The 26,997-nt window shown below is 61.1% G+C and carries 27 protein-coding genes and 4 tRNA genes; 8 read left to right on the forward strand and 23 right to left on the reverse strand.

Annotation, left to right across the window (positions count from 1 at the left end; all coding sequences use genetic code 11):
* Positions 1 to 24: 24 nt before the first annotated feature.
* Positions 25 to 306, reverse strand: a complete 282-nt coding sequence (locus HU750_RS09560; RefSeq protein WP_025338432.1) for a GNAT family N-acetyltransferase — start codon at positions 304 to 306, stop codon at positions 25 to 27.
* 505 nt (positions 307 to 811) lie between these two features.
* Between HU750_RS09560 and oprI the strand changes: the two genes are divergently transcribed.
* Complete coding sequence (gene oprI / locus HU750_RS09565) at positions 812 to 1,063, forward strand: outer membrane lipoprotein OprI (protein ID WP_003259780.1); 252 nt, start codon at positions 812 to 814, stop codon at positions 1,061 to 1,063.
* 123 nt (positions 1,064 to 1,186) lie between these two features.
* On the opposite strand, the gene HU750_RS09570 is transcribed toward oprI, so the two are convergent.
* From HU750_RS09570 to HU750_RS09580, 3 genes are all read right to left on the reverse strand, one after another.
* Positions 1,187 to 2,164: a L,D-transpeptidase family protein gene (locus HU750_RS09570; RefSeq protein WP_186678978.1), complete on the reverse strand. Its 978-nt coding sequence runs from the start codon at positions 2,162 to 2,164 to the stop codon at positions 1,187 to 1,189.
* Positions 2,165 to 2,283: 119 nt separating this feature from the next.
* A complete protein-coding gene (locus tag HU750_RS09575; protein ID WP_186678979.1) occupies positions 2,284 to 2,565 on the reverse strand; it encodes a hypothetical protein in 282 nt (93 codons plus the stop codon).
* Positions 2,566 to 2,623: 58 nt separating this feature from the next.
* Entirely contained in the window at positions 2,624 to 3,229 is a 606-nt protein-coding gene (locus HU750_RS09580) for an arylesterase (protein ID WP_027593934.1), read from the reverse strand.
* A 10-nt stretch (positions 3,230 to 3,239) separates the two neighbouring features.
* Here HU750_RS09580 and HU750_RS09585 point away from each other — a divergent pair, with 10 nt between their 5' ends.
* Both HU750_RS09585 and HU750_RS09590 read left to right on the forward strand, forming a co-directional pair.
* The gene (locus HU750_RS09585) at positions 3,240 to 3,923 is read left to right on the forward strand and encodes an ABC transporter ATP-binding protein (RefSeq protein ID WP_027593935.1); all 684 of its coding nucleotides are present in this window, start codon (positions 3,240 to 3,242) and stop codon (positions 3,921 to 3,923) included.
* Positions 3,924 to 3,927: 4 nt separating this feature from the next.
* Positions 3,928 to 6,435 (forward strand): ABC transporter permease, encoded by a 2,508-nt coding sequence (locus HU750_RS09590; protein ID WP_186678989.1) that lies wholly within the window; start codon positions 3,928 to 3,930, stop codon positions 6,433 to 6,435.
* Between the two features lie 115 nt (positions 6,436 to 6,550).
* On the opposite strand, the gene greB is transcribed toward HU750_RS09590, so the two are convergent.
* The 4 genes from greB to HU750_RS09610 form a co-directional block, all read right to left on the reverse strand.
* Complete coding sequence (gene greB, locus HU750_RS09595) at positions 6,551 to 7,021, reverse strand: transcription elongation factor GreB (RefSeq protein WP_099429931.1); 471 nt, start codon at positions 7,019 to 7,021, stop codon at positions 6,551 to 6,553.
* Positions 7,022 to 7,032: 11 nt separating this feature from the next.
* A complete protein-coding gene (locus HU750_RS09600) occupies positions 7,033 to 7,350 on the reverse strand; it encodes a hypothetical protein (RefSeq protein WP_027593938.1) in 318 nt (105 codons plus the stop codon).
* A gap of 208 nt (positions 7,351 to 7,558) precedes the next feature.
* Complete coding sequence (locus tag HU750_RS09605) at positions 7,559 to 7,996, reverse strand: DoxX family protein (RefSeq protein WP_027593939.1); 438 nt, start codon at positions 7,994 to 7,996, stop codon at positions 7,559 to 7,561.
* Positions 7,997 to 8,108: 112 nt separating this feature from the next.
* On the reverse strand, positions 8,109 to 9,515 hold the full coding sequence (locus tag HU750_RS09610) for an MltF family protein (protein WP_186679000.1): 1,407 nt from the start codon (positions 9,513 to 9,515) through the stop codon (positions 8,109 to 8,111).
* A 158-nt stretch (positions 9,516 to 9,673) separates the two neighbouring features.
* Between HU750_RS09610 and HU750_RS09615 the strand changes: the two genes are divergently transcribed.
* The 3 genes from HU750_RS09615 (at position 9,674) to HU750_RS09625 (ending at position 12,708) form a co-directional block, all read left to right on the forward strand.
* Entirely contained in the window at positions 9,674 to 10,471 is a 798-nt protein-coding gene (locus tag HU750_RS09615) for a TatD family hydrolase (protein WP_186679015.1), read from the forward strand.
* A gap of 301 nt (positions 10,472 to 10,772) precedes the next feature.
* Positions 10,773 to 12,251: a methyl-accepting chemotaxis protein gene (locus HU750_RS09620; protein ID WP_186679019.1), complete on the forward strand. Its 1,479-nt coding sequence runs from the start codon at positions 10,773 to 10,775 to the stop codon at positions 12,249 to 12,251.
* Positions 12,252 to 12,339: 88 nt separating this feature from the next.
* Positions 12,340 to 12,708, forward strand: a complete 369-nt coding sequence (locus tag HU750_RS09625) for an Mpo1-like protein (RefSeq protein WP_099453475.1) — start codon at positions 12,340 to 12,342, stop codon at positions 12,706 to 12,708.
* Positions 12,709 to 12,724: 16 nt separating this feature from the next.
* Here the strand turns inward: HU750_RS09625 and HU750_RS09630 are convergent, their stop codons facing one another.
* The 3 genes from HU750_RS09630 to HU750_RS09640 all read right to left on the reverse strand — a co-directional run bounded on the left by HU750_RS09630 (position 12,725) and on the right by HU750_RS09640 (position 14,700).
* Positions 12,725 to 13,522 (reverse strand): acyl-CoA thioesterase, encoded by a 798-nt coding sequence (locus HU750_RS09630; RefSeq protein WP_186679021.1) that lies wholly within the window; start codon positions 13,520 to 13,522, stop codon positions 12,725 to 12,727.
* 117 nt (positions 13,523 to 13,639) lie between these two features.
* The gene (locus HU750_RS09635; protein WP_186679023.1) at positions 13,640 to 14,407 is read right to left on the reverse strand and encodes a CHAD domain-containing protein; all 768 of its coding nucleotides are present in this window, start codon (positions 14,405 to 14,407) and stop codon (positions 13,640 to 13,642) included.
* Between the two features lie 14 nt (positions 14,408 to 14,421).
* On the reverse strand, positions 14,422 to 14,700 hold the full coding sequence (locus HU750_RS09640) for a hypothetical protein (RefSeq protein WP_027593946.1): 279 nt from the start codon (positions 14,698 to 14,700) through the stop codon (positions 14,422 to 14,424).
* Positions 14,701 to 14,862: 162 nt separating this feature from the next.
* Between HU750_RS09640 and HU750_RS09645 the strand changes: the two genes are divergently transcribed.
* Complete coding sequence (locus HU750_RS09645) at positions 14,863 to 15,903, forward strand: patatin-like phospholipase family protein (RefSeq protein ID WP_099453473.1); 1,041 nt, start codon at positions 14,863 to 14,865, stop codon at positions 15,901 to 15,903.
* A gap of 73 nt (positions 15,904 to 15,976) precedes the next feature.
* On the opposite strand, the gene HU750_RS09650 is transcribed toward HU750_RS09645, so the two are convergent.
* The 11 genes from HU750_RS09650 to HU750_RS09700 form a co-directional block, all read right to left on the reverse strand.
* Positions 15,977 to 17,848, reverse strand: coding sequence for a SurA N-terminal domain-containing protein (locus HU750_RS09650; protein WP_186679025.1), 1,872 nt, complete (start codon positions 17,846 to 17,848; stop codon positions 15,977 to 15,979).
* A gap of 182 nt (positions 17,849 to 18,030) precedes the next feature.
* Entirely contained in the window at positions 18,031 to 18,303 is a 273-nt protein-coding gene (hbs, locus tag HU750_RS09655; RefSeq protein ID WP_027593949.1) for a non-specific DNA-binding protein Hbs, read from the reverse strand.
* 152 nt (positions 18,304 to 18,455) lie between these two features.
* Positions 18,456 to 20,852 carry an endopeptidase La gene (gene lon, locus HU750_RS09660; protein ID WP_186679027.1) on the reverse strand — a complete coding sequence of 799 codons (2,397 nt, stop codon included), beginning with the start codon at positions 20,850 to 20,852 and terminating at the stop codon, positions 18,456 to 18,458.
* 166 nt (positions 20,853 to 21,018) lie between these two features.
* Positions 21,019 to 22,302 carry an ATP-dependent Clp protease ATP-binding subunit ClpX gene (gene clpX / locus HU750_RS09665; RefSeq protein WP_033699106.1) on the reverse strand — a complete coding sequence of 428 codons (1,284 nt, stop codon included), beginning with the start codon at positions 22,300 to 22,302 and terminating at the stop codon, positions 21,019 to 21,021.
* Positions 22,303 to 22,410: 108 nt separating this feature from the next.
* A complete protein-coding gene (gene clpP, locus HU750_RS09670; RefSeq protein ID WP_027593952.1) occupies positions 22,411 to 23,052 on the reverse strand; it encodes an ATP-dependent Clp endopeptidase proteolytic subunit ClpP in 642 nt (213 codons plus the stop codon).
* Between the two features lie 91 nt (positions 23,053 to 23,143).
* Positions 23,144 to 24,457, reverse strand: a complete 1,314-nt coding sequence (tig, locus tag HU750_RS09675; protein WP_085273229.1) for a trigger factor — start codon at positions 24,455 to 24,457, stop codon at positions 23,144 to 23,146.
* A gap of 247 nt (positions 24,458 to 24,704) precedes the next feature.
* Positions 24,705 to 25,004, reverse strand: coding sequence for a DUF6388 family protein (locus tag HU750_RS09680; protein ID WP_099453469.1), 300 nt, complete (start codon positions 25,002 to 25,004; stop codon positions 24,705 to 24,707).
* A 206-nt stretch (positions 25,005 to 25,210) separates the two neighbouring features.
* Positions 25,211 to 25,286, reverse strand: a tRNA-His gene (locus HU750_RS09685).
* A 36-nt stretch (positions 25,287 to 25,322) separates the two neighbouring features.
* Positions 25,323 to 25,407: transfer RNA gene (locus HU750_RS09690), tRNA-Leu, on the reverse strand.
* Between the two features lie 52 nt (positions 25,408 to 25,459).
* A tRNA-His gene (locus tag HU750_RS09695) sits at positions 25,460 to 25,535 on the reverse strand.
* 40 nt (positions 25,536 to 25,575) lie between these two features.
* Positions 25,576 to 25,652 (reverse strand) — tRNA-Arg (locus HU750_RS09700).
* Between the two features lie 270 nt (positions 25,653 to 25,922).
* Here HU750_RS09700 and folD point away from each other — a divergent pair.
* Positions 25,923 to 26,777, forward strand: a complete 855-nt coding sequence (gene folD, locus HU750_RS09705) for a bifunctional methylenetetrahydrofolate dehydrogenase/methenyltetrahydrofolate cyclohydrolase FolD (RefSeq protein ID WP_027593957.1) — start codon at positions 25,923 to 25,925, stop codon at positions 26,775 to 26,777.
* A 139-nt stretch (positions 26,778 to 26,916) separates the two neighbouring features.
* On the opposite strand, the gene HU750_RS09710 is transcribed toward folD, so the two are convergent.
* Positions 26,917 to 26,997, reverse strand: an 81-nt coding sequence (locus HU750_RS09710) for an IS3 family transposase (RefSeq protein ID WP_186679064.1), incomplete at its 5' end; no start/stop codon positions are given.

Consider the following 26,997-nt stretch of genomic DNA (forward strand, 5'->3'; position numbering starts at 1 on the left):
CTAAGCGGCCCTTTTTTTATAGGTTCAGACTTTGCTCGAGTGACGCTGCTGGCGTTCCATGTAGCGCTCTACATAAGAGCACGACGGAATCACCGTGTACCCCATCTGCTCGGCATACTCCAGGGCCCGCTCGGTCAGCGCTGCGGCAATGCCACGCCCGCGCAGGGCGTTAGGCACGAAGGTGCGATAGATGTCCAGCGTCTGCTTGCCCAGATCCATGTACGTCAGATAGGCACGATGACCGTCCACGTTGGTCTCGAACTGATGACCGGCCTGGTCATGGTGGATGGTCAGCGCTTCGCTCATCACTACTCCTCGCAGGTCTTCTCGGCAGACCCATACCTTAACCGATGGTGGTTTATCCGGCACAGAATCCTCTACGCCACCTGTTGCCCCTTGGACCACAGGACGATTGCAATCGTTCTACCCTCGGGCATTCACAAGATAGTAGGCGCGGCAAGCAGGATTGCTCAAGGTGGCAATGGTTAAAAACGGCAAAAAACGTCGCTAATGGACTCTTCCCGTTACGCCAACAGCAGCCGGATGTTGTAGGGCTTAAGACGCTGAACGACAGACAAAGTCACCGTTAGTTCAACAAAAAAGTTCCCGTAGTACAGACGGTTGCGGCCCCTGTACGTTTTTTTCACAAACGCGTCGCAAATCTTGTCGGCGTGACCTGGAGCAACATTTTTTTTGCAGTTCTTGCGCTCTGTCAGTTTACTTACTACAAGTAATGGGTACTATGTACGCCGGCCAGTTTCTCTTTTCCGAGAGATGGCTCTTTAATAGAAAGTCCTTGAAGGGGAACACGATGAACAACGTTCTGAAATTCTCTGCTCTGGCTCTGGCCGCAGTTCTGGCTACCGGTTGCAGCAGCGTATCCAAAGAAACCGAAGCTCGTCTGACTGCGACTGAAGACGCAGCAGCTCGCGCTCAAGCTCGTGCAGACGAAGCCTACCGTAAGGCTGACGACGCACTGGCAGCCGCTCAGAAGGCTCAGCAAACCGCTGACGAAGCCAATGAGCGCGCTCTGCGTATGCTGGACAAAGCCAGCCGCAAGTAATAGTCCTCACGGATTGTTATGAAGCCGACCCACTTGTGGGTCGGCTTTTTTATTGCCGCGCAACACGCAGCGCACAAACGAAAAGGCCTGCACTAAGGCAGGCCCTGGGCAGGTCGCGAACGCTTACTGCAGTTCAGGCGGGATGCTCGAAACCATCGGCGCCGCGCCCTGATTATCGACCGGCACGGCAATTTCGACGGGCATGCCATCTTCAGCGGCAACCACGTCACGCACCATGTCCCAGTTCATGCGCAGGTTGTTCGCCAGGTCTTCACGCTTGAGCAATGCATTGATAACCGCAGTGTGCTTATCCACCACCGACGGATTACCTTGATCGTCCAGCGGAGTGTGCGCTTCGAGGTAGACCTTGCCAGCACTGATACCGAACTTGTAAGGCTCGTTGATGATGCGCACCGGAGTACCTACCGGCACCATCTTCGACAGCTCGACCACGTTGTTGTTGAGCATGCGGAAGCAACCGTGGCTGGTGCGCATGCCGATGCCAAACTTCTTGTTCGAACCATGAATCAGGTAACCCGGTACACCCAGGGTGAACTTGAACGGGCCCAGCGGATTGTCCGGCCCGGCAGGCACCACGGTCGGCAGGATGTCGCCGTCGGCGGCGTGCTCGGCGCGAATCGAAGCGGGCGGGGTCCAGGTCGGGTTCGGGGTCTTGGCGGTGATCTTGGTGTTGGCGATCGGCGACCCCCAACCTTCACGACCAATGCCCAGCGGGAAGGTGTACACCACGCTCTGCCCTTTCGGGTAGTAGTACAGACGGTACTCGGCCAGGTTGATGACGACGCCTTCGCGCGGCCCCGGCGGCAGCACATAGCGGGTCGGCAGGATAATTTCGGTACCGGCACCCGGCAACCAAGGGTCGACGCCCGGGTTGGCGGCGATCATTTCCAGGTAGCCAAGGTCGTTGGCAGTGCCGATGTCGGCGAAGGTGTCTTCGTACTTTGCCTTGATCACCTGCACCTGGCCGACAATGTCTTCACCGGGGGGTGGCAATGGCAGCTCCAGCGCAGCAGCGGGGCCCGCTACCAGCAGGGCGGCCAGGGACAGGCTACGGGTGACGGCAGGAAAGCGCGGCAACATCCGGTAAATCCTTCGAAAGGTGGGTCAAGAGAATCGATTGTACACCCGCACCGATGCAAGCGGGAGGCATTGGCGTCACGCAAGCGTTTCAGATGATGAAAGGTGTGTCAGGTTTGGCATCAAAGCTGCGGCCACACCGGGCGCATGCCGCGCCGCTGGGCGTCGAGAATGGCGCGGCAGAGTGCGCACAGGCGGTCATCGCGGTAGATCGACCGTTGCACGCCGGACCAGCGCGGCTGCGCGGGCAGCAAACTGCCGCACAAGGTACGGTCGACCGGCACGCCCAGCTCAAGCTGGCGGGCCGCCAAGTGGACGCGGATTTCCTGGCAGGCAAACAGGTCGAGCTGTTCGTCAGGCTCGATCAGTTGGTAGGCATAAAGGGACCAGGCAGGGCGCGGCATCGGGGGCTCTCGAAACGGGGGGCGCAACCTTAGCCGAAAGCCGGCCCCGTTTAAAGCGTCACAGCAAGGGTTTTATCGCCGGCCAGGCATTTTCCAGCAGGCGCTGCTGGGCACCTTGCGCAGGATGGATGCCATCAGCTTGCATCAGCGCCGGCACACCGCCCACACCCTCTAGGAAAAACGGCACCAACGGCACCTGTTTTTCCGCAGCCAACTGTTCATACACCTGGGCAAACGCCGTGGTGTAACGCACACCATAGTTGGGCGGCAGGCGCATCCCCAGCAGCAGCACCTTGGCACCCGCTTGCCGAGCGCTCTCGATCATCGAAGCAAGATTTTGTTGCAATTGCTGCGGCGGCTGCCCGCGCAGCCCGTCATTGCCGCCCAGCTCCAGCACCACCACCGCCGGCTTGTGCGCTGCAAGCAGCGCCGGCAGCCGCGCCTGGCCTCCTGCACTGGTGTCGCCGCTGATCGACGCGTTGACCACCTGATCATCGAAACCTTCGTCCTTGAGCCGGGTCTGCAACAAAGAGACCCACCCCTGGCGGCTATCCAGGCCAAAACCGGCGCTGATACTATCGCCAACCACCAGCACCGTTCCCGCCGTGGCGCTCTGGGCAAGGCAACACAAGGCCAGACCGGCACTCAACCACCACATTCGCATTGGATTCTCCATGGGCCCCAGCATTCTCGTTGCGCAGAACCTTAGCAAAGTGGTCCCCAGCGCGGAAGGCGATCTGACCATCCTCCACGCCCTCTCCCTCGATCTCGCCCAAGGCGACAGCCTGGCCATCGTCGGTGCTTCGGGCTCTGGCAAATCGACGTTGCTCGGCTTGCTCGCCGGCCTCGACCAGCCCAGCGCCGGCAAGGTCATCCTCGCCGGCCATGACCTGGGCCCACTGGACGAAGACCAGCGCGCCCGTGTGCGCGCCGAGCATGTCGGCTTCGTATTCCAGTCATTCCAGTTGCTGGACAGCCTCAACGCCTTGGAGAACGTCATGCTACCCCTGGAGTTGGACGGCCGCCGTGATGCCCGCGAACACGCGCGCACCTTGCTCGAACGGGTTGGCCTGGGCAAGCGCCTGAGCCACACGCCGCGCCAGCTGTCCGGTGGCGAGCAACAACGGGTAGCAATTGCCCGCGCTTTCGCGGCACAACCTGCCGTGCTGTTCGCCGACGAGCCCACCGGCAACCTCGACAGCCACACCGGCGAGCGCATCAGCGACCTGCTGTTCGAATTGAACAAGGAGCGCGGCACTACCTTGGTACTGGTCACCCATGACGAACGCCTGGCCAGACGCTGCCGGCGCCTTATCCGCCTGGACGCCGGCCGCCTGGTGGCCCCGGTGGAGGTCTGAGCCCATGACCAGCATGCCCTTCTCCCGATTGTGCGGCCTGGCGTTGCGCCAGTTGCTACGCGACATCCGCGCCAGCGAAGTGCGCGTGCTGTTCTTTGCCCTGCTGGTGGCCGTTGCGGCCAGTACGGCGATTGGTTACTTCGGTGCCCGCCTCAACGGCGCCATGCAATTACGTGCCAGCGAATTCCTCGGTGCCGACCTGGTGCTGCAAGGCAGCGCACCTGCCCGGGACGAACAGATCAGCGCAGGCAAGGCCCTCGGCTTGCGCCACGCCCAAGTGGTCGAGTTCACCAGCGTGGTGGGCGGCGACAGCGGCATCCAGCTGTCTAGCGTCAAGGCCGCCGACGACGCCTACCCCCTGCGCGGGCAAGTCCGCAGTGCCGCCGCCCCCTATGCCGAGGAAACCCCCGGGGGTGGCCCGGCGCCTGGGGAGGCATGGGTCGAACCAAGGCTGCTGGCCGCGCTGGGGCTCGCGATCGGTGACAGCATCGACGTGGGCATGAAAACCCTGCGCATGAGCCGCGTACTGACCTACGAGCCGGACCGCGCCAACAACTTCTATAGCCTGACCCCGCGGGTAATGATGAACCTGGCGGACCTGGCCGCGACCGGGGTGATCCAGCCGGGCAGCCGGGTGTCCTACCGCGACCTGTGGCGCGGCGACGTCGAAGCGCTGGCCCAGTACCGCCAGGCCGTGGAGAAAGACCTCGCGGCCAACCAGCGCCTGCTCGACACCCGCGATGGCAACCGCCAGATCGGGGGCGCCCTGAGCAAAGCGGAGCGCTACTTGAACATGGCAAGCCTGGTGGCGGTATTGCTGGCCGGCGTCGCCGTGGCCATGTCGGCCAGCCGCTACGCCGCCCGGCGCCTGGATGCCAGTGCGCTGCTTCGCTGCCTGGGCCTTTCCCGTCGGCAGGCCCTGGGCCTGTACTGTGTGCAGCTGGCCATGCTTGGCCTGGTAGCTGCCGTGGCAGGCGCCCTGCTCGGCTGGCTGGCACAACTGGGCCTGTTCCGGCTGCTGCACGGCCTGCTGCCGAGCGTGGTTCCGCCTGGCGGTGTCGTACCCGCGCTGGCCGGCATCGGCACCGGGCTGGTCGCCCTGGCTGGCTTCGCCCTGCCGCCCATCGCCGCCCTCGGCCAGGTCCCCCCGCTGCGCGTGCTGCGCCGTGACCTGCTGCCAGTGCCACCCAGCAGTTGGCTGGTGTATGGCGCCGCCTTATTGGCCCTAGGCCTGATCATGTGGCGCCTGAGCCTAGACCTGCTGCTGACCTTCGCACTGCTGGGCGGTGGCCTGGTCGCGGCGGTGGTGCTCGGCGGCCTGCTGCTACTGGGCCTGCGCAGCTTGCGCCAACTGTTGGTCGGTGCCCCGCTGGCCTGGCGCCTTGGGCTCGGACAATTGTTGCGCCATCCGTTGGCTGCCGCTGGCCAGGCCCTGGCTTTTGGCCTGATTCTACTGGCCATGGCACTGGTCGCATTGCTGCGTGCCGAGCTGCTCGACACCTGGCAGGCACAATTGCCCAAGGATGCCCCCAACCACTTTGCCCTGAACATCCTGCCGGATGATCGTGAGCCCTTCGCTCAACAGCTGCAGCAGGTCAATGCAGCCTCGGCACCGCTGTACCCGGTAACGCCCGGCCGTCTGATCCAGATCAACCAGCAACCGGTGCAGCAGATCGTCAGCAAGGACTCCGCAGGCGAGCGCGCCGTGCAACGCGACCTCAGCCTGACGTGGGCCGCCGAATTGCCCAATGGCAATGCACTGACGGCAGGCGAATGGTGGCAGGCACTGCCGTCGGGCGATGAGATACCGGGCGTATCGGTGGAGGCCGAACTGGCCACGAGCCTGAAGCTGCAACTGGGTGACCTGCTGACCTTCGACATCGGGGGCCAGCAACGCCAGGCCCGGGTCAGCAGCCTGCGTAGCGTGCACTGGGACAGCTTCCAGCCGAACTTCTACATGATCTTCCAGCCTGGCACGCTGCAGGGGTTGCCCACGACTTACCTCACCAGCTTCTATCTGGCCCCAGGCCATGACCTGGATGTGGTCGCGCTGTCACGGGCTTTCCCGGCGGTGACCATCCTGCAGGTTGACGCGCTGCTGGATCAGCTGCGCAGTATCCTTGCCCAGGTCACCCTGGCGGTCGAGTACGTGCTGCTGTTCGTCTTGGCGGCAGGCTTGGCGGTGCTGTTCGCCGGCTTGCAGGCAACACTGGACGAACGCATTCGCCAAGGCGCCCTGCTGCGGGCACTGGGCGCGGCACGGCCATTGCTGGTCAAGGCAAGACGTATCGAGTTTGGCCTGCTGGGCGCAGCCAGCGGGTTGCTGGCTGCACTGGGTTGCGAGTTGATCACGCTGGTGCTGTACCGCTATGCCTTCGACCTGCAATGGAACCCGCACCCGTGGCTGCTCGTGTTACCCCTGGCGGGGGCAGTGCTGGTGGGGGGTGCTGGGGTGCTCGGCACGCGGCGGGCGCTCAATGCCAGCCCGTTGACGGTGTTGCGGGAGGGGTGAAAAAACCGCTACAGGCGCGTAATGCTGTTCACTCAAGAATGCTGGGGCCGCTCTGCGCCCCATCGCGGCACAAGGCCGCTACCACACCGACCGCGTTATACCCCTAGGGCCGTTCCTACACGTAGCTGATGCTGTTGACGTACCAGGCCGCGTCGCCGGTCGGGGTCTGCACCACCACCTCGTCGCCCTCCTCCTTTTTGAGCAAGGCACGGGCCATGGGTGAGTCGATCGAGATGTAGTCGTTACGCCCATAGATCTCGTCATACCCGACAATGCGAAACTTCTTGGTCTCGCCCTCGTCGTTCTCGATCTCGACCCAGGCACCGAAAAACACCTTCCCTTCCTGCTCTGGCGAATACGCCACAACCTTTACATCTTCAAGGCGCTTGCGCAGGTATCGGACCCGGCGATCGATCTCGCGCAACAGCTTCTTGTTGTACTGGTAATCGGCATTCTCGCTGCGATCACCCAGCGATGCCGCCCAGGTCACCTTCTGGGTGATCTCGGGGCGGTAGACACGCCACAGGTGATCCAGCTCTTTTTTCAGGGCCTCATGGCCTTCGGTGGTGATGATGTTGGTGCTCAACAGCGTTCTCCTCAACGGCGGGTGATCAGGCCTTGACGAGCGATGCGGGTGAGATGGCCAATGACTTCGGCGGCCTCGGCAGAGGCCGGGGCCTGAATGACCGCCAAGTCGAAACGGTCGTTGCCGTACTGCGCGAGATGGCAGCAGGTTTCGGTGAACTGGATAAGAAAGGCACGCGCCTGGCCCTTGCGACGTGAAAGGCCTTCGAGATGACGCAAAAGGGTAGGCTGATGCTGGCCACCGAGCAGAATGCGCGGTGTGCGGGAGGCCTCGTTTGCAGGCAACGGGCTCAAACAGACACTGGTACGTGGGCTACGTGGGCAACTCATGGTGCTTCTCTCCGCCTCGCGAATCCCGCTGGGCAGCGGTGGGAGGCGTCACCGAACCAGCGCTTTAGCGGTATTTCGGACGACCCGGAGGGGGCCTCTCCTGCGCCCCGCAAGTAGCTGTTTAAATCGGCGCAGGCGGTATGCTAGAGCTAGAAGCGCAAAGATTCAAGCCTCAAGCTGCACGATGCAGCTTGAGGCCCGGGGCCTGTCAGCGGGCGATCAGGCGGTCGAGGGAGAAGCGACCTGCACCTTCAATCATCACCGCCAAGGTGCCGGCCAGCAGCGCCAGGGCGAATTCATAACCATTGTTGGACATGAACAGGCCGTTGCCGATGTGCACCGAGAAGATCGCCACCACCAGGGTCACCGTCAGCGCCAGGGCCGCTGGCCGCGCCAACAAGCCGATCACCAGGGCCAGGCCGCCGAAGAACTCGGCGCTGCCAGACAGCAAGGCCATCAGGTAACCCGGTGCCAGCCCGATGCTTTCCATCCACTGGCCGGTGCCCTCCAGGCCATAGCCGCCAAACAGGCCGAACAGCTTCTGCGCGCCATGCGCCATGAAGATGATGCCGACCAGGATTCGGATCACACTGAGGCCAGCGCCTGCACGGGTTGCGATCACTGCGTTGAGGGAGGTGGTGTTCATGTTGTGGCGTCCTTGAATCCGGGAAGTTGTGTTGGAATGGCGCCATCATAATCAATTCAATGAATATGAAAATCGCAAAAACCCCAACATAACAATCGACAAAATCGATTTGTCAGCGCTTGGCTACTCGCTCCAGAACAGCACGCTCACGGTTGAACGCCAGGAAGTACTTGTTGACACTGTTGACGAAGTTGACTGGCCCCATGCCCACCTGCTCCATTGCAATGCGCTCGGTCTGGAAGAACCACTGGTTGCCGTTGAGCCCGCGACGGCGGGCTTCGGCACGCATCGCCTGGACCCGTTCAGGCCCCAGGTTATAGGCCGCCAGCACAAACGCCATGCGCTCTCGCTCGTTGATCTGGGCACTGGCAAAGAACTTGCGCCGGATCAGCGCCAGGTAGCGGGCACTGGCTTGGACGTTGCCATCGACCGTGGCGGTATTGCTCACCCCGACCCGTTGCGCGGCCGACGGGGTAATCTGCATCAGGCCATGGGCGCCGCCCGTGCCGCGGGCCGATGGGTTGAGTGTCGATTCCTTGAAGGCCAGGGCGGCCAGGTTGAGCCAGTCGATCTGCTGCGCCTCGCCATGCTTCTGCAGCACCGCACGCACTGCACTCAGCCGCTGCCGATCCTTGCTCGCCAAGGGGTTGTGTACGCGGTACTGGCGACGGTAGATGCGCTCGAACGCGGCATCCTGGTTATCCGGTGCGCGGTAACCCTGCAGAAAGCGATCGACGCTGGCCAGTAGCTGTGGCGCGTCGCGCCCCACGTACCAGCGCATGGCTTGCGGCGCCCCCAGGTGCACACGGCTGTCCAGGCGCAGACGCGGCATCACCCTGGCCCAACGCAGGGCAATCGGGCGTTCGACCACCGTCAGGTGATAGATACCGGCCTGGACCATTTCCAGCACGTCTTCCACCGCCAGGGTCGAGTCGACCCACTCCACCTTGATCGGCGCACGCTTGCGCAAGGCCAATTGCTGGTTTACCTGCTGGATCAAAGGCCCAGCGGCACTGGCACTGGTCAAGGCGACCGTACGCCCCGACAACTGTTCGACATGGCTGAAACTGCGCTCGCCTTTGCGCCCGACCAGCAACAGCGGCACTTGGTCGAGCACCGGCGCGCTACTGCTGACGCCCCGTACCACCACCGGGTCGAGCAGTTCGCCCGGGGCAGCCAGGTCCCCTTCGCCGCGCTGCAGGGCGCCCAGCAACTGCTCTTTGGCGCGGGGGATGAGTTTCAACTGAATCTGCTGCCCATCGCCAGCCCGGGCATTCAGGTAATGCTCAAGCGCGCGCAGGCGATAGTATTCGATGCCGACCGGCTCGCCCTTGACCTCGCCAGAGCTGTTGCGGCTTTGATTGACCAACACCCGCAGCACCTTGCTGCTACGGATCTGCTGCAGGTCACGCAGCTTGCTGGGCGGGATATTTTGCTGCGGCCCTGGCAGGCGTGCGTGGGCAGCACCGGCAGTGGTCAGCCCAAGCATCAGCAAGAAGGTCAGCAGGTATCGCAGCATGCGAAAGCGTGTCCGAGGTCGGTGGGCGGCGTTCATGTGGCATCGCCGCTTCGTGATAAATGACGGCAGAAGACCACGGCAACAGCATGAAGTTCTTGGTTTTTTCCGAGAAACGCGGATTTTGCTATGCTGGCCGCCCCGCGGCACGAGAGAGCACCATGCAACTGATCGATATCGGCGTCAACCTGACCAACAGCAGTTTCCACGACCAACAGGCGGCCATCGTTGAGCGCGCCATCGAAGCTGGCGTGGCGCAGATGGTCCTGACGGGCACCAGCCTGGCGGTCAGCGAGCAGGCGCTGGAGCTGTGCCAGCAGCTGGATGCAAGCGCTGAACACCTGTTCGCCACCGCTGGCGTGCACCCTCACGATGCCAAATCCTGGGATGCCAACAGCGAGCGTCAGCTGCGCCAATTGCTGAATGAGCAGCGGGTACGGGCAGTGGGCGAATGCGGCTTGGACTTCAACCGCGACTTCTCCCCTCGCCCGCTGCAGGAAAAGGCCTTGGAAGCTCAACTGGCGCTGGCTGCCGAACTGGGCTTGCCGGTGTTTCTGCACGAACGTGATGCCAGCGAGCGCTTACTGGCCATCCTCACGGGCTACCGCGACCACCTGAGCGGTGCCGTGGTGCACTGTTTTACCGGCGAGCGTGAAGCATTGTTCGCCTATCTGGACATGGACCTGCACATCGGCATAACTGGGTGGATCTGCGATGAACGCCGCGGAACGCACCTGCATCCCCTGGTCGGCAACATCCCGGAAGGCCGCCTGATGCTCGAGAGCGATGCGCCCTACCTGCTGCCGCGCAGCCTGAAGCCCAAGCCTAAAAACGGCCGTAACGAACCGGCGTTTCTACCGGAGGTGCTGAGGGAAGTGGCGTTGCACCGGGGCGAGCCCGTGGAGCACACGGCAGCCCATACGACGGCGGCTGCACGGGCATTCTTTCGGCTAGCCTAAGCTGGCCCCAGCCCTAATGCCAGTCAATTAGGGCCTAGGGGGCCGCTGCGCGGCCCATCGCAGGCAAGCCAGCTCCTACAGATGTAGCGTATTTCTTGAGAATCTCGCTCACCTGTAAGAGCTGGCTTGCCTGCGATGAGCTGCACAGCAGCCCCAATTAAGGCGGATGAAGCTTAACTGACTGGCATTAACCCCTACCCTGTTTTTTCTTGATACATATCAAGAATGCCTCTGTCGGGCGGAGGCACAATGATGGCACCTTGCCAATATTGTTTTCGCTCAACTCAGAGAAGACCTGCCCATGGGTGCCTGGCTTAGCAATGTTTCCCTGAAGTACAAGTTCTGGGCCGTCAACGCGGTGGCCTTTGTCACGACCTTGTTGCTGGTGCTCTACGCCGTGCACCTGGAGCAACGCGCCCGCGCCGACGCGGCCCAGGCGCAAGCTGCGGCACAAGCCCAGCTGTTGTCCGCCTGGCCTGCCGGGCAAGCGCTGCCCCGGCAAGCCAATGTCATCAGCTGGTTGCCGGGCCAGACGCCAAGTTTTGCGGGCGAACCGATCGAAGCCCTGCGCAACGCCCAGGGCTGGGTCGACCTGCCCGCCGCGTGGCTACTGGGCGACAACCCGCTGCGCGGCGCCCAGGTGCTGCAACACGGCGACCAGCAGGTTGCCGTACTGGCCCAGTCGCCAAGCGTGCGCCAGGTGTTCTTCGAACGCTTCACCAACTACGCCGTGTGCGTACTGATCCTGATGCTGGCTATGCTCGGTGCTTCGCAGTTGCTGATCCGCTTCCTGCTCAGCCAACTCAACACCCTCAAAGACGTCATGCTGCACGTGGAGAAGACCGGCGACCTGTCGGCACGGGTGCCGCTGGCATGTGGCGACGAAGTCGGCCAGATGGCGGGGGCTTTCAATGCCATGCAGTCGACCTACCACCGTGTGGTCAGCACCGTGGCCCTCACCGCCGCGCAACTCGACGCCGGTGCAGCGCGCCTGGCGTCTAGCATGAACGACGTGCGCCACGGCATGCTCGGCCAGCAAAGCGAAACCGACCAGGCCGCCACGGCCATCAACGAGATGTCGGCCACGGTGCACCACATTGCCCAGCATGCCGGCGCTACCCGCGACCTGTCGCAGACGGCCGATACGCTCGCCGGCAGTGGCCAGGAAGTGGTCAGCCGCGTACAGGATTCGATTGCCGGGCTGTCCAGCGGCGTGCAGCAGACCGCCGAGATGATCCGCCAACTGGCCGAGGACAGCCAGAAGATCAACGGCGTGGTGGGGGTGATCCATAGCATTGCCGAGCAAACCAACCTGCTGGCACTGAACGCCGCCATCGAAGCAGCACGCGCGGGTGACCTGGGCCGCGGCTTCGCGGTGGTCGCCGATGAAGTACGCAACCTGGCCAAACGCGTGCAGACCTCGACCGACGAGATCACCACCATGGTCTCCGCGCTTCAGTCCGGCACCCGCGATGCGGTGGAGTTCATGCAGGAAAGCTCGTACAAGGCCGACGATTGCGTTAAACAGGCCCAGGCAGCCGGTGAAGCGCTGGCCGAGATTACCGGTGCAGTGGCGCAGATGCGCGAAAGCAATACGCAAATCGCCGTAGCTGCCGAAGAGCAAAGCCAGGTGGCCGAAGAAATGAACCGGGCGGTGGTGAGCATCCGTGATGTCACTGAACACACCGTGCAACAGACCGTCGGCTCGGCCACCACCAGCAACGAATTAGCGACCCTTGCTGGCGAGCTGAACAAGGCCATAGGCCAGCTCAAGCTATAGTCACCTTAGCGTGTCACGATAGCCAGGCTCGATTGGCCCCCTCCCGGGGGCCGCACTAAGCTTTGGGCATGACCGAGAGGAAATACCCATGAGCAAACGCCTGCCCAATCTGCCCGCCTGGCAATGGCGTGGCTATCACCACAATCATCGCCACCCGACCAACCTGGCGCTGCACCTGATTGCCGTACCTCTGTTCATTCTCGGCGTGCTGCTGGTGTTGTCCGGCCTGTTTGCCCTGGACCTGGGTCAGATTGCCGTTGGCATCATTTCTCTGATCGCTGGCCTGGGCCTGCAACGACACGGGCATCGACTGGAAGCTCAACAACCCGAGCCGTTTGCCAACCGCAAGGACGCCGTACAGCGCCTGCTGACGGAACAGTTCATCACCTTTCCGCGCTTTGTACTGAGCGGTGCCTGGTGGCGGGCCTGGCGCGAACGGCACAAGCATCGCCACTGAAGGCTGTAGAGGACCTCTAGGCGAAAACTGTAACCGTTTGGCGGCTTAGCACCAGTAACTCGCCCTTTTCCGACCAGAGCGCGGCGGCGGCATGCCCATAACCATCACGCGCGTACTCGGTCTCGACGCAATAGCGGCACCAGTCCAGTGTCGACAGCGTCGGCGTGGGCTGGATGAATTCGATGGTCCAGGTCAGCGTACTGCCGGCTGCCGGCTGTTTCAGGTGCGGCAACAGGCTCGGTGGCCAAGCATCTACCAAAGCCAGCAGGTGAGACACGTTCAACGCTTCGTCGGCGATGTCGCGCAAGCGTACCCAGCCGCCCATCTGCCGCGAATCGTTGCCACTGAATGGCAGCCCGCCCACCGCCCAGCGAAGGGCTACATGGCGCATGAATTCCGGGGTCACGCCTTTGATGTAAGGGAGTTCTGGGGCGGCTTGCTCCAGCGGTTTCATGGCAAACGCCGGTTGCGCCGGGATGTCGACCACCGAGGGGCGGCCTGCACCGAAATTACCCTGTACCAGCGTCACCACCTGCCCTTCCTGCACCGCTCGGCCCAGCAAGGTAGTGACAGCCTTGCCTTCACGCAGCACGTCGACCTCGAAACGAATCGGTACATCCGCCGCCGCGGGCGCCACGAAGCTGATGGCCAAGGAGCGCACAGGGCGGTCATCGGTCAGCTTCAGGCGCATTGCTTCATAGACCATGGCGGCCATCAACCCGCCGAAGGCCGCGCGGCCCTGGGCCCAGGTCGGGGGGACGGTTACCGATTCAGCATTCGCTCGCACGGCGTCGAGCAGTTCAGTGAAGTTCATCGCACGTAGGCTCCTGCAGCGTATCGATCCGTGGGCACGTAGTGCACGCGCCCTGCATCGAAACATACTAACCAGCCCGCCTGCACCGATCAGGCCCTAAATCGGTCATATGCCGGGCTATCGCTGCTTCAACGCCACCTGCAAAGCCTCCAACGTGAGGTCGGATTGACGCTCCGCCTCATGCAGCTCTTGCTCCCAGTCGATCTTGCACGGCGCCAGGTCAGCGTGCTCGCGCGCTTGCAGCAACCATTGCAGGCGGTCATGCCAAGTGCCCAGGTCACCCTGGGCCTTTTTCAGCAGGCGCTGCAGTTTTTTTCCGGCATGCTCGAGTTGCGGATAGGCCTCATCACCGTAGCGTGCACGCTTGATCAACAGCCGCAGCCGATGCCGATCGTGGGCCGGGTCTGCCAGTGCCTTGCGCAGCTTGCGCCATTGCTGAACCAAGCGTTTGTCGACGCGTTTTTCCAGCGCATCCGCCAGGCCCTCGCGATCCGCCGCACGCAGGAACAACGGAAACGCATCCACGATCGCCAGCAGACGGGTCAGTTGCGGGCTGCCAGCGACACTGGCAAAGGCCTTGCCCCGCCCTGCCAGCCGCCGCTGCCCGACCTCGACCAAGCCTCGCCCGACCAGCTCGGCCGCCAGCACCTCACGGTCACGCAACGGCGTCGTCAATGTGCCCAGGGACTTGGCAGCGGCCTCCAGCTGTTCGACACCCGGCAACCCCCGCAGCGGCCGCAGCAGGCTGCGCAAGCGCCGTACAGCGATGCGCAGGTCGTGCAGTGCCTCGCTGTCGGTATCCGCGGCAAGCCGCTCGCGGCAGGCCAGCAGGCGCACTTGCAAGGCCAGGATTTGTGAAACGACATGATCGAGCATGGCAGACATGGGACGCTCCTCGGTCAGCGGCCAGCGCGCGACTCACGAATGTAGAAACGCGCCTTCTCGGCCTTCTTGGTGCACCCTTCAAAACCTTCGAACTGCTGCTGGGTCTTGGCCCCCGTCAGCAGCGACAACGCCTTCGAATAACTGACAGTACCGGCAAACCCTTCGGCCTTGGCCAGGTCGAGCTCCTTCCAGGCGGCATCCAGCTGGGTCGCGCAGCTGTCACGGTAGGCCGTCTTGCCCGCACAGCCAGCAAGGGCCAGGGCAATCAGTGGAAGGCAGATCCAGGCTTTCATCGGTAATTCCTCAAAGTCAAAAGAGTGGCTGTTCGACGCATGGGCAAGCAAAAAGTGCCCGCGGGTGGGCTTTGCTTAGCGTAGATCAGCGCGGTCTACATTGAAGCACAGGCAGCAATGGGTGCATTGTTAAACCATGGTTGCACAGGCTGAGGGAAAATCATGAGTAAACGCGTGGCGCTGGTGTTGGGGTCGGGGGGTGCACGAGGGTATGCACACATCGGAGTGATCGAAGAAATAGAGCGGCGTGGCTACGACATTGCCTGCGTTGCCGGCTGCTCCATGGGGGCGGTAATTGGCGGCATCTACGCCGCCGGCAAACTCGATGAGTATCGCAACTGGATCGAAAGCCTCGACTATCTGGATGTACTGCGCCTGGTCGACGTCAGCTTTCGCCTCGGTGCGATCCGCGGTGACAAGGTTTTCGGACAAATCCGCAAAATCGTCGGCGACATCAACATCGAACAGTTGCGCATTCCCTACACCGCCGTGGCCACCGATCTCACCCACCAGCAGGAGATCTGGTTTCAGGAAGGTTGCCTGCACCAGGCCATGCGCGCTTCGGCGGCGATCCCCAGCCTGTTCACCCCCGTGATGCAGGGCAACCGCATGCTGGTCGATGGCGGCATTCTCAACCCGCTGCCGATCGTGCCGGTGGTGTCCAGCCACTGCGACCTGATCATTGCGGTCAACCTCAACGCCACCAACCAGAAGCAGTACCAGTTGCCGGTGATCGAACGCCCGGCAGCCTTCAAGATGCGCTTCGATTCGCTGCTTAGCTCACTGGGTTCGCGCCTGCCGTTCCGGCGCAAGCCGGCGGAAGAACTGATACGTATCGAACAGGAAATCGTTGCCGAAGGCCTGGCGCCACCCAGCCCATGGCTGGCGGATGTCGCCGACCCGGAAGGCCAGCAGCCCGCGGCCGCGCCCGAGCACGAAGGCGCACCCAAGTCGGCCACCGGCTCGTTCATCATCGACAACGTGGGGCCGGCTTCGCTGCTGGACCTGATCAACCAGAGCTTCGAGGTGATGCAGACGTCGTTGGCGCAGTACAAGATCGCCGGTTACCCGCCAGATGTGTTGATCAACGTACCGAAACGGGTGTGCCGGTTCTTCGAGTTCTACAAGGCACCCGAGCTGATCGCCCTGGGGCGGGAGATTGCGCGGGACACGCTGGACAACTACGAAGGGGTAAAGCGCTAGAAGGCCGCCCCTACAAAAGGCCAGAAACAAGACAGGCCGCATTACGCGGCCTGTCTTTTCATGCAGTGATCACTCAGTAACGGGTGATATCAGCATTGGCTTCGAGCTGCTTGCGGTAAGCCGCAAAGTCTTGCTGGCCGGCACGTGACGCGAGGTAGCGGCGAATCTGCTGTTTCTCTTCGTCGGTGGCGGCGGCGCCTTCGTTGACACCTTTGAGCTGCAAGACAACCAGGCTGCCATCGCCCAGGACCACGCTGCTGTATACCGGCTTGTCCTTGGCTTGCGGCTTGCCAAGGCGGAACACGGCCTGCAGTTCGGCCGGGTCGATACCCTCCTCACCGCGGGTCACCGCCTCGTAGGCTTTCCAGCCCTGCCCTTCATGGACGCTGCCAGCGGCAACAGAACCATCACGCAGGCCGGCAATCAGCTTGTCCGCCTTGGTCTTAAGCTCGGCCGTCGCCTTCTCCTTGGCCAGGTGTTCGCTGATGTTCTTGGCCACGGCTTCGAGCGGCAGCTGTTCTGGCTTGCGGTGCTCCTTGACGCGCAGCACCACGGTGGTTTCCGGATCGAGCTCGATGGCGGTGCTGTTGGCACCCTCTTCCAGCACTTCTTCCGAGAACGCCGCCTGGACTACCGCACGGTTGGCGGTGATACCTTCGCCACCCTCACGGCCGAAGGCTGCGGAGGTGTGCACCTTCAGGTTCAGGTCCTGTGCCGGCTGAGCCAGGTCAGACGCCTCGTACGCGGCATCCTGCAACTGCTTGCTGGCGTCGACGTAGCGCTGTTCCACCAGCGGGATCTTCAGGTCACGGGTGAGCTTGTCTTTCAGGCTGGCAAAGCTCGGTACTTCCGGCGCCTCGACACCCAGCAGCTTGATCAGGTGGTAACCGAACTCGGTGCGAACCGGGGCCGATACCTGGCCATCCTTCAGCTTGTACAAAGCATCTTCGAAGGCTGGGTCGTACACGCCCGGGCCGGCGAAGCCAAGGTCACCACCGCTGTTGGCCGAACCTGGGTCCTGGGAGAACTCCTTGGCCAGTGCGGCGAAGTTTTCACCCTTGGCCAGGCGCTGCTCGATCTCTTCGGCACGGGCCTTGGCCTGGGCGTCGGTGACCTTGTCGTTGACCTCGATGAGAATGTGCGCGGCATGGCGCTGCTCGGCGAGGTTGGCGATTTCTTTCTCGTACTGGGCCTTGAGTTCGTCGTCGCTGACCTTGACCTGGTCGAAGAACACCGACTTTTTCAGCTCGATGTAATCGATGACCACCTGGTCGGGCGACATGAATTCCTTGGCGTGCTTCTCGTAGTGCGCCTTGACCTCTTCTTCGCTGACCTTGACCGCGGCCGGGTCGGCCTTGAAGGTCAGGGAGGCGAAATCACGGGTCTGCTTCTCAAGGCGTGCAAACGCCTCGACCTGCTTGTCAGTGACGAAACTGCTGCCGGCAAGGCCGGTACGCAATTGGCCAATGAGCATTTCTTCGGCGAGCATGTCGCGGAATTGCAGGCGGCCGTAGCCCATCTGGCGAATGACCTGGTCGAAACGATCGGCGTTGAACTTGCCGTCAACCTGGAATTCCGGGGTTTGCAGGATCACTTGATCCAGCGCGGCCTCGGAGAAGGCGAACTTGGCATCTTCAGCACCTTGCAACAACAGCTTGCGGGTGATCAGGCCTTTGAGCGCCTCATCACGCAGCAGCTTGTCATCCAGCAGTGCAGGGTCGAAATCCTTGCCCAGCTGTTGCATCAGCTGGCGGCGCTGCATGTCGGCCGCTTGGCTCAGCTCGTTCTGGCTGATGGTCTGGCCGTTCACCTTGGCGGCGTCCTGGCTATGGCTGGCAGCTTGGAAAATGGCCTCGAAGCCGGTCAACGCCATCAACACGACGATTAGGCCGATGATGGTCTTGGCAATCCAACCTTGTGAATTGTCCCTGATATTTTGCAGCATGCGTCCCCCAGAAACGGCTGTACCACTGCGTCGACAACCGCGGAGCGTGGGTAGAATCCTGATAAAAGAAAGGCGCATCCGAGGATGCGCCTTTTCTTAGCAAACGTGTCAGGCGGGAACGTTTGCGACCCGCCTTAACGTGCTCGGACCTGGCGAAGCCGGGCCCGCCTGAAAGAGACGACTTAGTTGACGGCGTCTTTCAGGCCTTTGCCAGCCTTGAAACCTGGAACCTTGGCAGCAGCGATTTTGATGGCGTTGCCGGTTTGCGGGTTGCGGCCGGTGCGCTCGGCGCGCTCCTTGACCGAGAAGGTGCCGAAGCCAACCAGAACGACGTCGTCGCCTGCTTTCAGGGCACCCGTTACGGAGTCGATCACAGCGTCCAGAGCCTTACCTGCGGTAGCTTTGGAAATGTCAGCCGATGCAGCGATAGCGTCAATCAGTTCCGACTTGTTCACTCTAAGTCCCCTTATTTCTCTATTGAGTTTGTTTCTAAGTATGTAATGAAAAGCGTATCAAACGAGTGCTGGGTGGCCTGATAACAATAGCGTGCCGCTTTATAGCAAGGCCCCGAAAAAACTGTCAAGGAAAGCCCCCCAGCCAAAAACTACTAATGCGTGCTGATTCTTTCCTTCGCGTCGCTGTCGCGCTTCTCTTCCTTCGCGACAATCTCCGGAGCCACATCTGGCAAGGGCTCCGGGGCGTATTGCAGCGCAATTTGCAGGACTTCGTCAATCCATTTGACCGGTTTGATCTGAAGATCCTGTTTGATATTTTCCGGAATCTCCTTCAAATCGCGAACATTCTCCTCGGGAATGATCACCGTCTTGATACCACCACGGTGTGCCGCCAGCAGTTTTTCCTTCAGCCCACCAATGGCCAGCACCTGGCCACGCAGGGTGATCTCGCCGGTCATGGCCACATCGGCACGCACCGGAATCTGCGTCAGCGCCGACACCAGCGCGGTGCACATGCCAACACCGGCACTCGGGCCATCCTTCGGCGTAGCGCCTTCAGGCATGTGGATGTGCACATCGTGCTTCTCGTGGAAGTCGGCTGCGATGCCCAGGCTGCGGGCGCGGCTGCGTACCACGGTCTGCGCGGCAGTGATCGACTCGACCATGACATCGCCCAGGGACCCTGTCTTGATCAGTTGGCCCTTGCCAGGGATGACCACGGCCTCGATGGTCAACAACTCGCCGCCCACCTGGGTCCATGCCAAGCCGGTCACCTGGCCGATCTGGTCCTGCTGCTCGGCGAGGCCGTAGCGGAACTTGCGCACGCCCAGCAAGTGCTCGAGCTGCTCGCTGGACACCTTGACCTTGACCTGCTTCTGGCCGGTATGTTCCTTGACCACCTTGCGACAGACCTTGGCAATTTGCCGCTCCAGGCCCCGCACACCGGCTTCGCGGGTGTAGTAGCGAATAATGTCGCGGATCGCCGAGATGTCGACCTCGAGCTCTTCCTTTTTCAAGCCGTTTGCTTTGACCTGCTTGGGCACCAGGTACTTGACTGCGATGTTGATCTTCTCGTCTTCGGTGTAGCCCGGCAGACGGATGACTTCCATCCGGTCCAGCAGCGCTGGGGGGATGTTCATCGAGTTGGAGGTGCACAGGAACATCACGTCCGAGAGGTCGTAGTCGACTTCCAGGTAGTGGTCGTTGAAGTTGTGGTTCTGCTCAGGGTCGAGCACTTCGAGCAGCGCCGAGGCAGGGTCGCCGCGCATGTCGCTGCCCATCTTGTCGATTTCGTCGAGCAGGAACAGCGGGTTACGCACGCCAACCTTGGTCATCTTCTGGATCAGACGACCTGGCATGGAGCCAATGTAGGTACGACGGTGGCCACGAATCTCGGCCTCGTCACGCACACCGCCGAGGGCCATGCGCACGAACTTGCGGTTGGTAGCAGCGGCAATCGACTCGGCCAGCGAGGTTTTACCGACGCCAGGCGGGCCGACCAGGCACAGCACCGGGCCGCGGATTTTCTTGACGCGCTTTTGCACGGCAAGGTATTCGAGAATGCGTTCCTTGACCTCTTCCAGGCCATAGTGGTCGGCATCGAGGATTTCCTCGGCCTTGGTCAGGTCCAGGCGCACCTTGCTCTGGGCCTTCCACGGCACCTGCACGAGCCAGTCGAGGTAGGAGCGAACCACCGTAGCCTCGGCCGACATCGGCGACATCTGCTTGAGCTTGTTCAGCTCGGCCTGGGCCTTGGTCAGGGCATCTTTGGGCAGGCCAGCGGCTTCGATGCGCTTTTTCAGCTCTTCGACTTCGTTGTGGCCTTCGTCGCCATCGCCGAGCTCTTTCTGAATGGCCTTCATCTGCTCATTCAGGTAGTACTCGCGCTGGCTGCGCTCCATCTGCTTCTTGACCCGACCACGGATGCGCTTCTCGACCTGCAACAGGTCGATCTCGGCATCCAGCAACGCCAACACGTGCTCGACGCGGGTCGCCAGGTCGACAATCTCGAGGATTTCCTGCTTCTGCTCGATTTTCAGCGCCATGTGCGCGGCCATGGTATCGACCAGGCGCCCAGGCTCTTCGATGCTGTTCAACGAGGACAGCACTTCAGCAGGGACTTTTTTGCCCAGCTGCACGTACTGCTCGAACTGCGACAGCAACGTGCGCACGAAGACCTCCGACTCGCGCTCGGCGGCGTCGACTTCGTCGATCAGGGAGACTTCGGCACGGATGTGCCCTTCCTCTTCCGTGAAGCGCTCTACCGCGCCACGCTGCTCGCCCTCTACCAGCACCTTGACGGTGCCATCAGGCAGCTTCAGCAATTGCAGTACGGTGGCAACGGTGCCGACGCGGTACAAGGCATCTTCGCCTGGATCGTCATCGGCTGGGTTTTTCTGGGCCAGCAGCAGAATCTGCTTCTCGCCCGTCATCGCGGCCTCTAGGGCTTCAATGGATTTTTCGCGCCCCACAAACAGCGGGATGACCATGTGCGGGTAAACAACGACATCGCGCAATGGCAAAAGAGGCAAGTCGAGGGTGGTCTTCATGATTTCGCCTCTAACAGCGGCCTTGATGGCCGGAAACCGGTGGAAATGATGCTTGGACCTAATGTGGGGGCACGCTTGGGAAATTACAAGCGCTTGCGCAGGAAAAGCAGAAAGGGGCCCGTAGGCCCCTTTCTTGCTTGCAACCATCACCCAAGCATCACCTGAATCAGGCGTCGGGTGCGGCCTTGGCTTGCGGCTCGCTGTTCTCGTAGATCATCAGCGGCTGCGAAGTCCCTTCGATGACGCTCTCATCGATCACCACCTTGCTGACATCCTTCTGCGAAGGAATCTCGTACATGGTGTCGAGCAGCACGCCTTCGAGGATGGAACGCAGGCCACGGGCGCCCGTCTTGCGCTCCAGAGCCTTGCGAGCAACGGCCTTGAGCGCATCGCTGCGGAACTCGAGGTCGACGCTTTCCATCTCGAACAGCTTGGCATACTGCTTGGTCAGTGCGTTTTTCGGCTCGGTGAGGATCTGCATCAACGCAGCCTCGTCCAGCTCATCGAGCGTCGCCAGTACTGGCAAACGGCCAACGAACTCTGGGATCAGGCCAAACTTGACCAGATCGTCCGGCTCGACTTCACGCAAGGACTCGCCAACTTTCTTGCCTTCTTCCTTGCTACGTACTTCTGCACTGAAGCCGATGCCACCCTTGGTGGAGCGGTTCTGGATGACCTTTTCCAGGCCAGAGAACGCGCCACCGCAAATGAACAGGATGTTGCGGGTATCAACCTGCAGGAATTCCTGTTGCGGGTGCTTGCGCCCACCTTGCGGTGGAACCGAAGCAACGGTGCCTTCGATCAGCTTCAACAGCGCCTGCTGCACGCCTTCGCCCGAGACGTCACGGGTGATGGACGGGTTATCCGACTTGCGCGAAATCTTGTCGATTTCGTCGATGTAGACAATGCCCATCTGGGCCTTTTCCACGTCGTAGTCGCACTTCTGCAGCAGTTTCTGAATGATGTTCTCGACGTCCTCACCCACATAACCGGCTTCGGTCAGGGTGGTGGCATCGGCAATGGTGAACGGTACGTTCAACAGGCGTGCAAGGGTTTCGGCGAGCAGGGTCTTGCCCGAGCCAGTAGGCCCGATGAGCAGGATGTTACTCTTGCCGAGTTCGACTTCGTCGCCCTTCTTGTCACGCTGGTTAAGGCGCTTGTAGTGGTTGTATACCGCTACGGCCAGCACCTTCTTAGCGCGCTCCTGACCAATCACGTACTGGTCCAGGATGCCGCTGATTTCTTTCGGCGAAGGCAATTTGTGCGCGCTGCTCTCGGCCTGGGCTTCCTGCACCTCCTCACGGATGATGTCGTTGCACAGGTCGACGCACTCGTCGCAGATAAATACCGAGGGCCCGGCAATCAATTTGCGCACTTCGTGCTGGCTTTTGCCGCAGAAGGAGCAATAGAGCAATTTGCCGCTGTCCTCGCCGTTACGGGTGTCAGTCATTCGATCGATCCAATCCGGTAGGCTTGCAACACAAGATGAAGGCAATTGCGGGCTTTTTCAAGTCCGCAGGTAGGCGCTTTCGGCACCCACCTGCTCTGGCCCCTGGGATCAGGAGGCCAGTTGCCGCTTGTCGTATACCGAGTCGATCAGGCCGTACTCGGCCGCGCGCGAGGCGCTCATGAAGTTGTCACGCTCGGTGTCGCGCTTGATGGTCTCCAGATCCTGGCCAGTGTGGTAGGCCAGCAGCTCGTTCAGACGCGCCTTGATATTGAGGATTTCCTGGGCATGGATCTCGATATCGGTAGCCTGGCCCTGGAAGCCGCCCAGCGGCTGGTGAATCATAACGCGCGAGTTCGGCAGGCAGTGACGCTTGCCTTTGGCACCGGCAGTCAGCAGGAACGCGCCCATGCTGCAGGCCTGGCCGATGCAGATGGTCGAAACATCCGGCTTGATGAACTGCATGGTGTCGTAGATCGACATGCCAGCGGTGACCGAGCCACCGGGCGAGTTGATGTACAGATGGATATCCTTGTCCGGGTTTTCCGCTTCGAGGAACAGCATCTGCGCAACGACGAGGTTGGCCATGTAATCCTCTACCGGGCCAACCAGGAAAATCACACGCTCCTTCAACAGGCGCGAGTAGATGTCGTAAGCGCGTTCGCCACGGGCGGACTGCTCGATAACCATCGGGACCAGGCCGCCTGCGGCCTGGATGTCAGAGCTCTGCTGAATATAAGAATTGCGGGACATGTCCTGCGCTCACTCCCAAATAGTCATGGCTTGAATACGCACAAGCCAGCGCGAAGGCTGGCTTGTGGGGGTTTCCTACGAGAGTAGCGTATTACTCGGCTTCGGCAGGTGCCTGGGCTGGTTTTACGGCTTCTTCGTACGAGACCGACTTGTCGGTCACAGTCGCTTTCTGCAGAACAGTATCTACAACTTGTTCTTCCAGCACAACCGAACGGACTTCGTTCAGTTGCTGGTCGTTCTTGTAGTACCAGGAGATGACCTGCTCAGGCTCTTGGTAAGCCGAAGCCATTTCTTCGATCATTTCGCGAACCTTGCCTTCGTCTGGCTTCAGTTCGAACTGCTTGACCACTTCAGCGACGATCAGGCCCAGGACCACACGGCGCTTGGCTTGCTCTTCGAACAGCTCAGCTGGCAGTTGCTCAGGCTTGATGTTGCCACCGAACTGCTGAACAGCCTGCACGCGCAGACGGTTGACTTCGTTTTCCAGCAGGGCTTTTGGCACTTCGATCGGGTTGGCAGCCAGCAGACCGTCCATGACCTGGTTCTTGACCTTGGCCTTGATTGCCTGACGCAGTTCACGCTCCATGTTCTTGCGAACTTCGGCGCGGAAGCCTTCCAGGGTCGATTCCTTGATGCCGAACTGAGCGAAGAAGGCTTCGTTCAGCTCAGGCAGCGCAGGGGCCGAAACGCTGTTGACAGTGATGGTGAACTCAGCGGCCTTGCCGGCCAGGTCCAGGTTCTGATAGTCCTCTGGGAAGGTCACGTTGACAACGCGCTCTTCGCCAGCCTTGGCGCCAACCAGGCCTTCTTCGAAGCCTGGGATCATGCGGCCGGAGCCCAGAACCAGTTGGGTGCCCTTGGCCGAACCGCCAGCGAACACTTCACCGTCGACCTTGCCGACGAAGTCGATGTTGACCTGGTCGTCGTTCTGCGCGGCGCGATCAACTTCTTCGAAGCGGGTGTTCTGCTTGCGCAGGACTTCCAGCATGTTGTCCAGGTCGGCATCAGCCACTTCGGCGCTCAGGCGCTCGACGTTGATCGACTCCAGGCCAGCAACGGTGAACTCTGGGAACACTTCGAAGATTGCGACAAATTCCAGGTCCTTGCCCTTTTCGAAGGACTTCGGCTCGACGGCTGGAGCGCCGGCCGGGTTCAGCTTCTGCTCGACCACGGCTTCGTAGAACGAAGACTGGACCAGATCACCGAACACTTCCTGACGGGCGTCAGCTTCGAAACGCTGACGGATCACGCTCATCGGTACCTTGCCAGGACGGAAGCCTGCAACCTTGGCACGACGGGCAGTCTGTTGCAGACGCTTGTTGACTTCGGTCTCGACGCGCTCGGCCGGGACGGCGATGGTCATGCGGCGCTCGAGAGCGGAAGTGTTTTCAACAGAAACTTGCATGGATATTCCTCGTTGCACAGACGTTAGCCGGCGTTAGCCCGACTCCAGAATCAAGGGCAAGCATTCTAGTGAGTCGCGCAGCAGAAGTCACCCCACTCGGGACGACGGGAAACCACGCCGGTCGATTAACTTGCAAGGCCCGCACGGCTTACCGCCGAGCCCCTTTCAATTGAGGCTGCGTAGCGCCTTTGGCGACGCGCAACCGTAATAACTTGTCAAACAACTGCAGCCTACGAAATCGCTTCCTTTATTGAGGGTCGATCTCGTTGAACTGGCAGTACTCTTCCCACGCCATGCCCAGCGCCTCAGCGACCTCGCGATGGGTCTCCAGGCGCATGGCCTGCAGTTGCTCAGGGCTTTCGGCGATCAGTTGCAGCGCCAGCTCCCAAGGCTCGATGCCCTGCTCCTGCGCCGCATCTTCGAACGCCCACTCGATCTGCTGAGCTTGCTCACGCGCATCCAACTCGCGGATTTCTTCGAGCAGTTGCGGATTGGCTTCGGCGAAGCGCTGCAGCGCCAGGGCCTGACGGGCTTCTTTTGCAATCATGGGGTTATCCTCTGCCGACCTCTTGGCCGGTGTTTCAACCGGCTGAAATCTATCAGCTTTTATTGGGGTGTCACCAGAGGATTGCAAGGCCCAAATTGAACACTTCACCCCAAAAACCCACAAAAAAAGCCGCAATCAGCGGCTTTTTCGCAACACAAAAAAACAAAGGCGCCCGATCTTACGATCAAGGCGCCTTTGAAAAAATATGGGGTGGACGATGGGAATCGAACCCACGACAACCGGAATCACAATCCGGCGCTCTACCAACTGAGCTACGCCCACCATATTGCGGTGTTGCGGTACAACCTTACAGAAGCATGGTGCGGACGAAGAGACTCGAACTCTTACAGCTTGCGCCGCTGGAACCTAAATCCAGTGTGTCTACCAATTTCACCACGTCCGCGTAACGCTTAAAACAAAGGCGCCAGATACTATCAAGGCGCCTCTGTAAAATATGGGGTGGACGATGGGAATCGAACCCACGACAACCGGAATCACAATCCGGCGCTCTACCAACTGAGCTACGCCCACCATATTGCGGTACATCTACTTGCTTGCCTAAGCTGCCTGATGGCGCACCCGGCAGGACTCGAACCTGCGACCATCCGCTTAGAAGGCGGATGCTCTATCCAGCTGAGCTACGGGCGCATAAGCGATCAGCCTAACCGAACGATGCTTTAGCAGAGAACCGCTAAACCATTCATTCTGCCCGACTTTGCCAACCAGTGCTAGGCAGTGCCCGACAAGTGCGGCGAATGTTATAGTCGAGGCGCAGGGTCGTCAACATCTTTCTCAAAAAAATTTAAATTATTTAAGGGGTTAGGGGATTTGCCCGACCACCCGCCTTTGCCCTCGGGCCGTGTCGTGCGAGAATGTGCCCTCTTTATTGTTTCCTTCTCGATGGTTAATCACGCGTCTATGACTGCACACCTAATCGATGGCAAGGCGATCGCCGCCAGCCTGCGCCAGCAGATCGCTCAACGTGTCGTGGAGCGTCGCCAGCAAGGCCTGCGCACCCCAGGCCTGGCTGTGATCCTGGTCGGCACCGACCCCGCCTCCCAAGTCTATGTCTCGCACAAACGCAAGGACTGTGAAGAGGTCGGCTTCATTTCCCAGGCGTTCGACCTGCCCAGCGAAACCACGCAGCAAACCCTGACCGACCTGATCGACCGCCTCAATGATGACCCGGCTGTCGACGGTATCCTGCTGCAGCTGCCGCTGCCCGCGCACCTGGACGCCTCGCTGCTGCTCGAGCGTATTCGTCCGGACAAGGATGTCGATGGCTTCCACCCTTACAACATCGGTCGCCTGGCCCAGCGCATCCCGCTGCTGCGCCCGTGCACGCCCAAAGGCATCATGACCCTGCTCGAAAGCACCGGTCAGGACCTGTACGGCATGAACGCAGTGATCGTCGGCGCGTCCAACATCGTCGGCCGCCCCATGGCCATGGAACTGCTGCTGGCCGGCTGCACCGTCACTGTCTGCCACCGCTTCACCAAGGACCTGGCCGGCCACGTTGGCCGTGCCGACTTGGTGGTCGTGGCCGCCGGCAAGCCGGGGCTGGTCAAGGGTGAGTGGGTCAAGGAAGGCGCCATCGTCATCGACGTGGGCATCAACCGCCAGGAAGACGGCAAGCTGGTCGGCGATGTGGTCTACGAGACCGCCCTGCCGCGCGCGGGCTGGATCACCCCGGTGCCCGGTGGTGTCGGGCCGATGACCCGGGCGTGCTTGCTGGAAAACACGCTGTATGCGGCAGAAGAGCTGCATAAGTAACAAGGCGTGAAATAAAAACGGCACCTTCTGCAGGTGCCGTTTTTTTTTGCCTGAAGGTTTTCGGCTTGCTGCACCGGCCTCTTCGCGGGGCAAGCCCGCTCCCACAAGTTTTGGACTGCCCCCAGAAAGTTGGACAGTTTCAGCTAGCAGCCTGAGCCCTGTAATCAACAGGGCTCAGGCCGTTAAGCCTTAGCTTGATGCGGTCATGGTTGTAGTAATG

It is taken from the genome of Pseudomonas sp. SWRI50, assembly GCF_014269095.1.
Taxonomy (GTDB): Bacteria; Pseudomonadota; Gammaproteobacteria; order Pseudomonadales; family Pseudomonadaceae; genus Aquipseudomonas; species Aquipseudomonas kermanshahensis.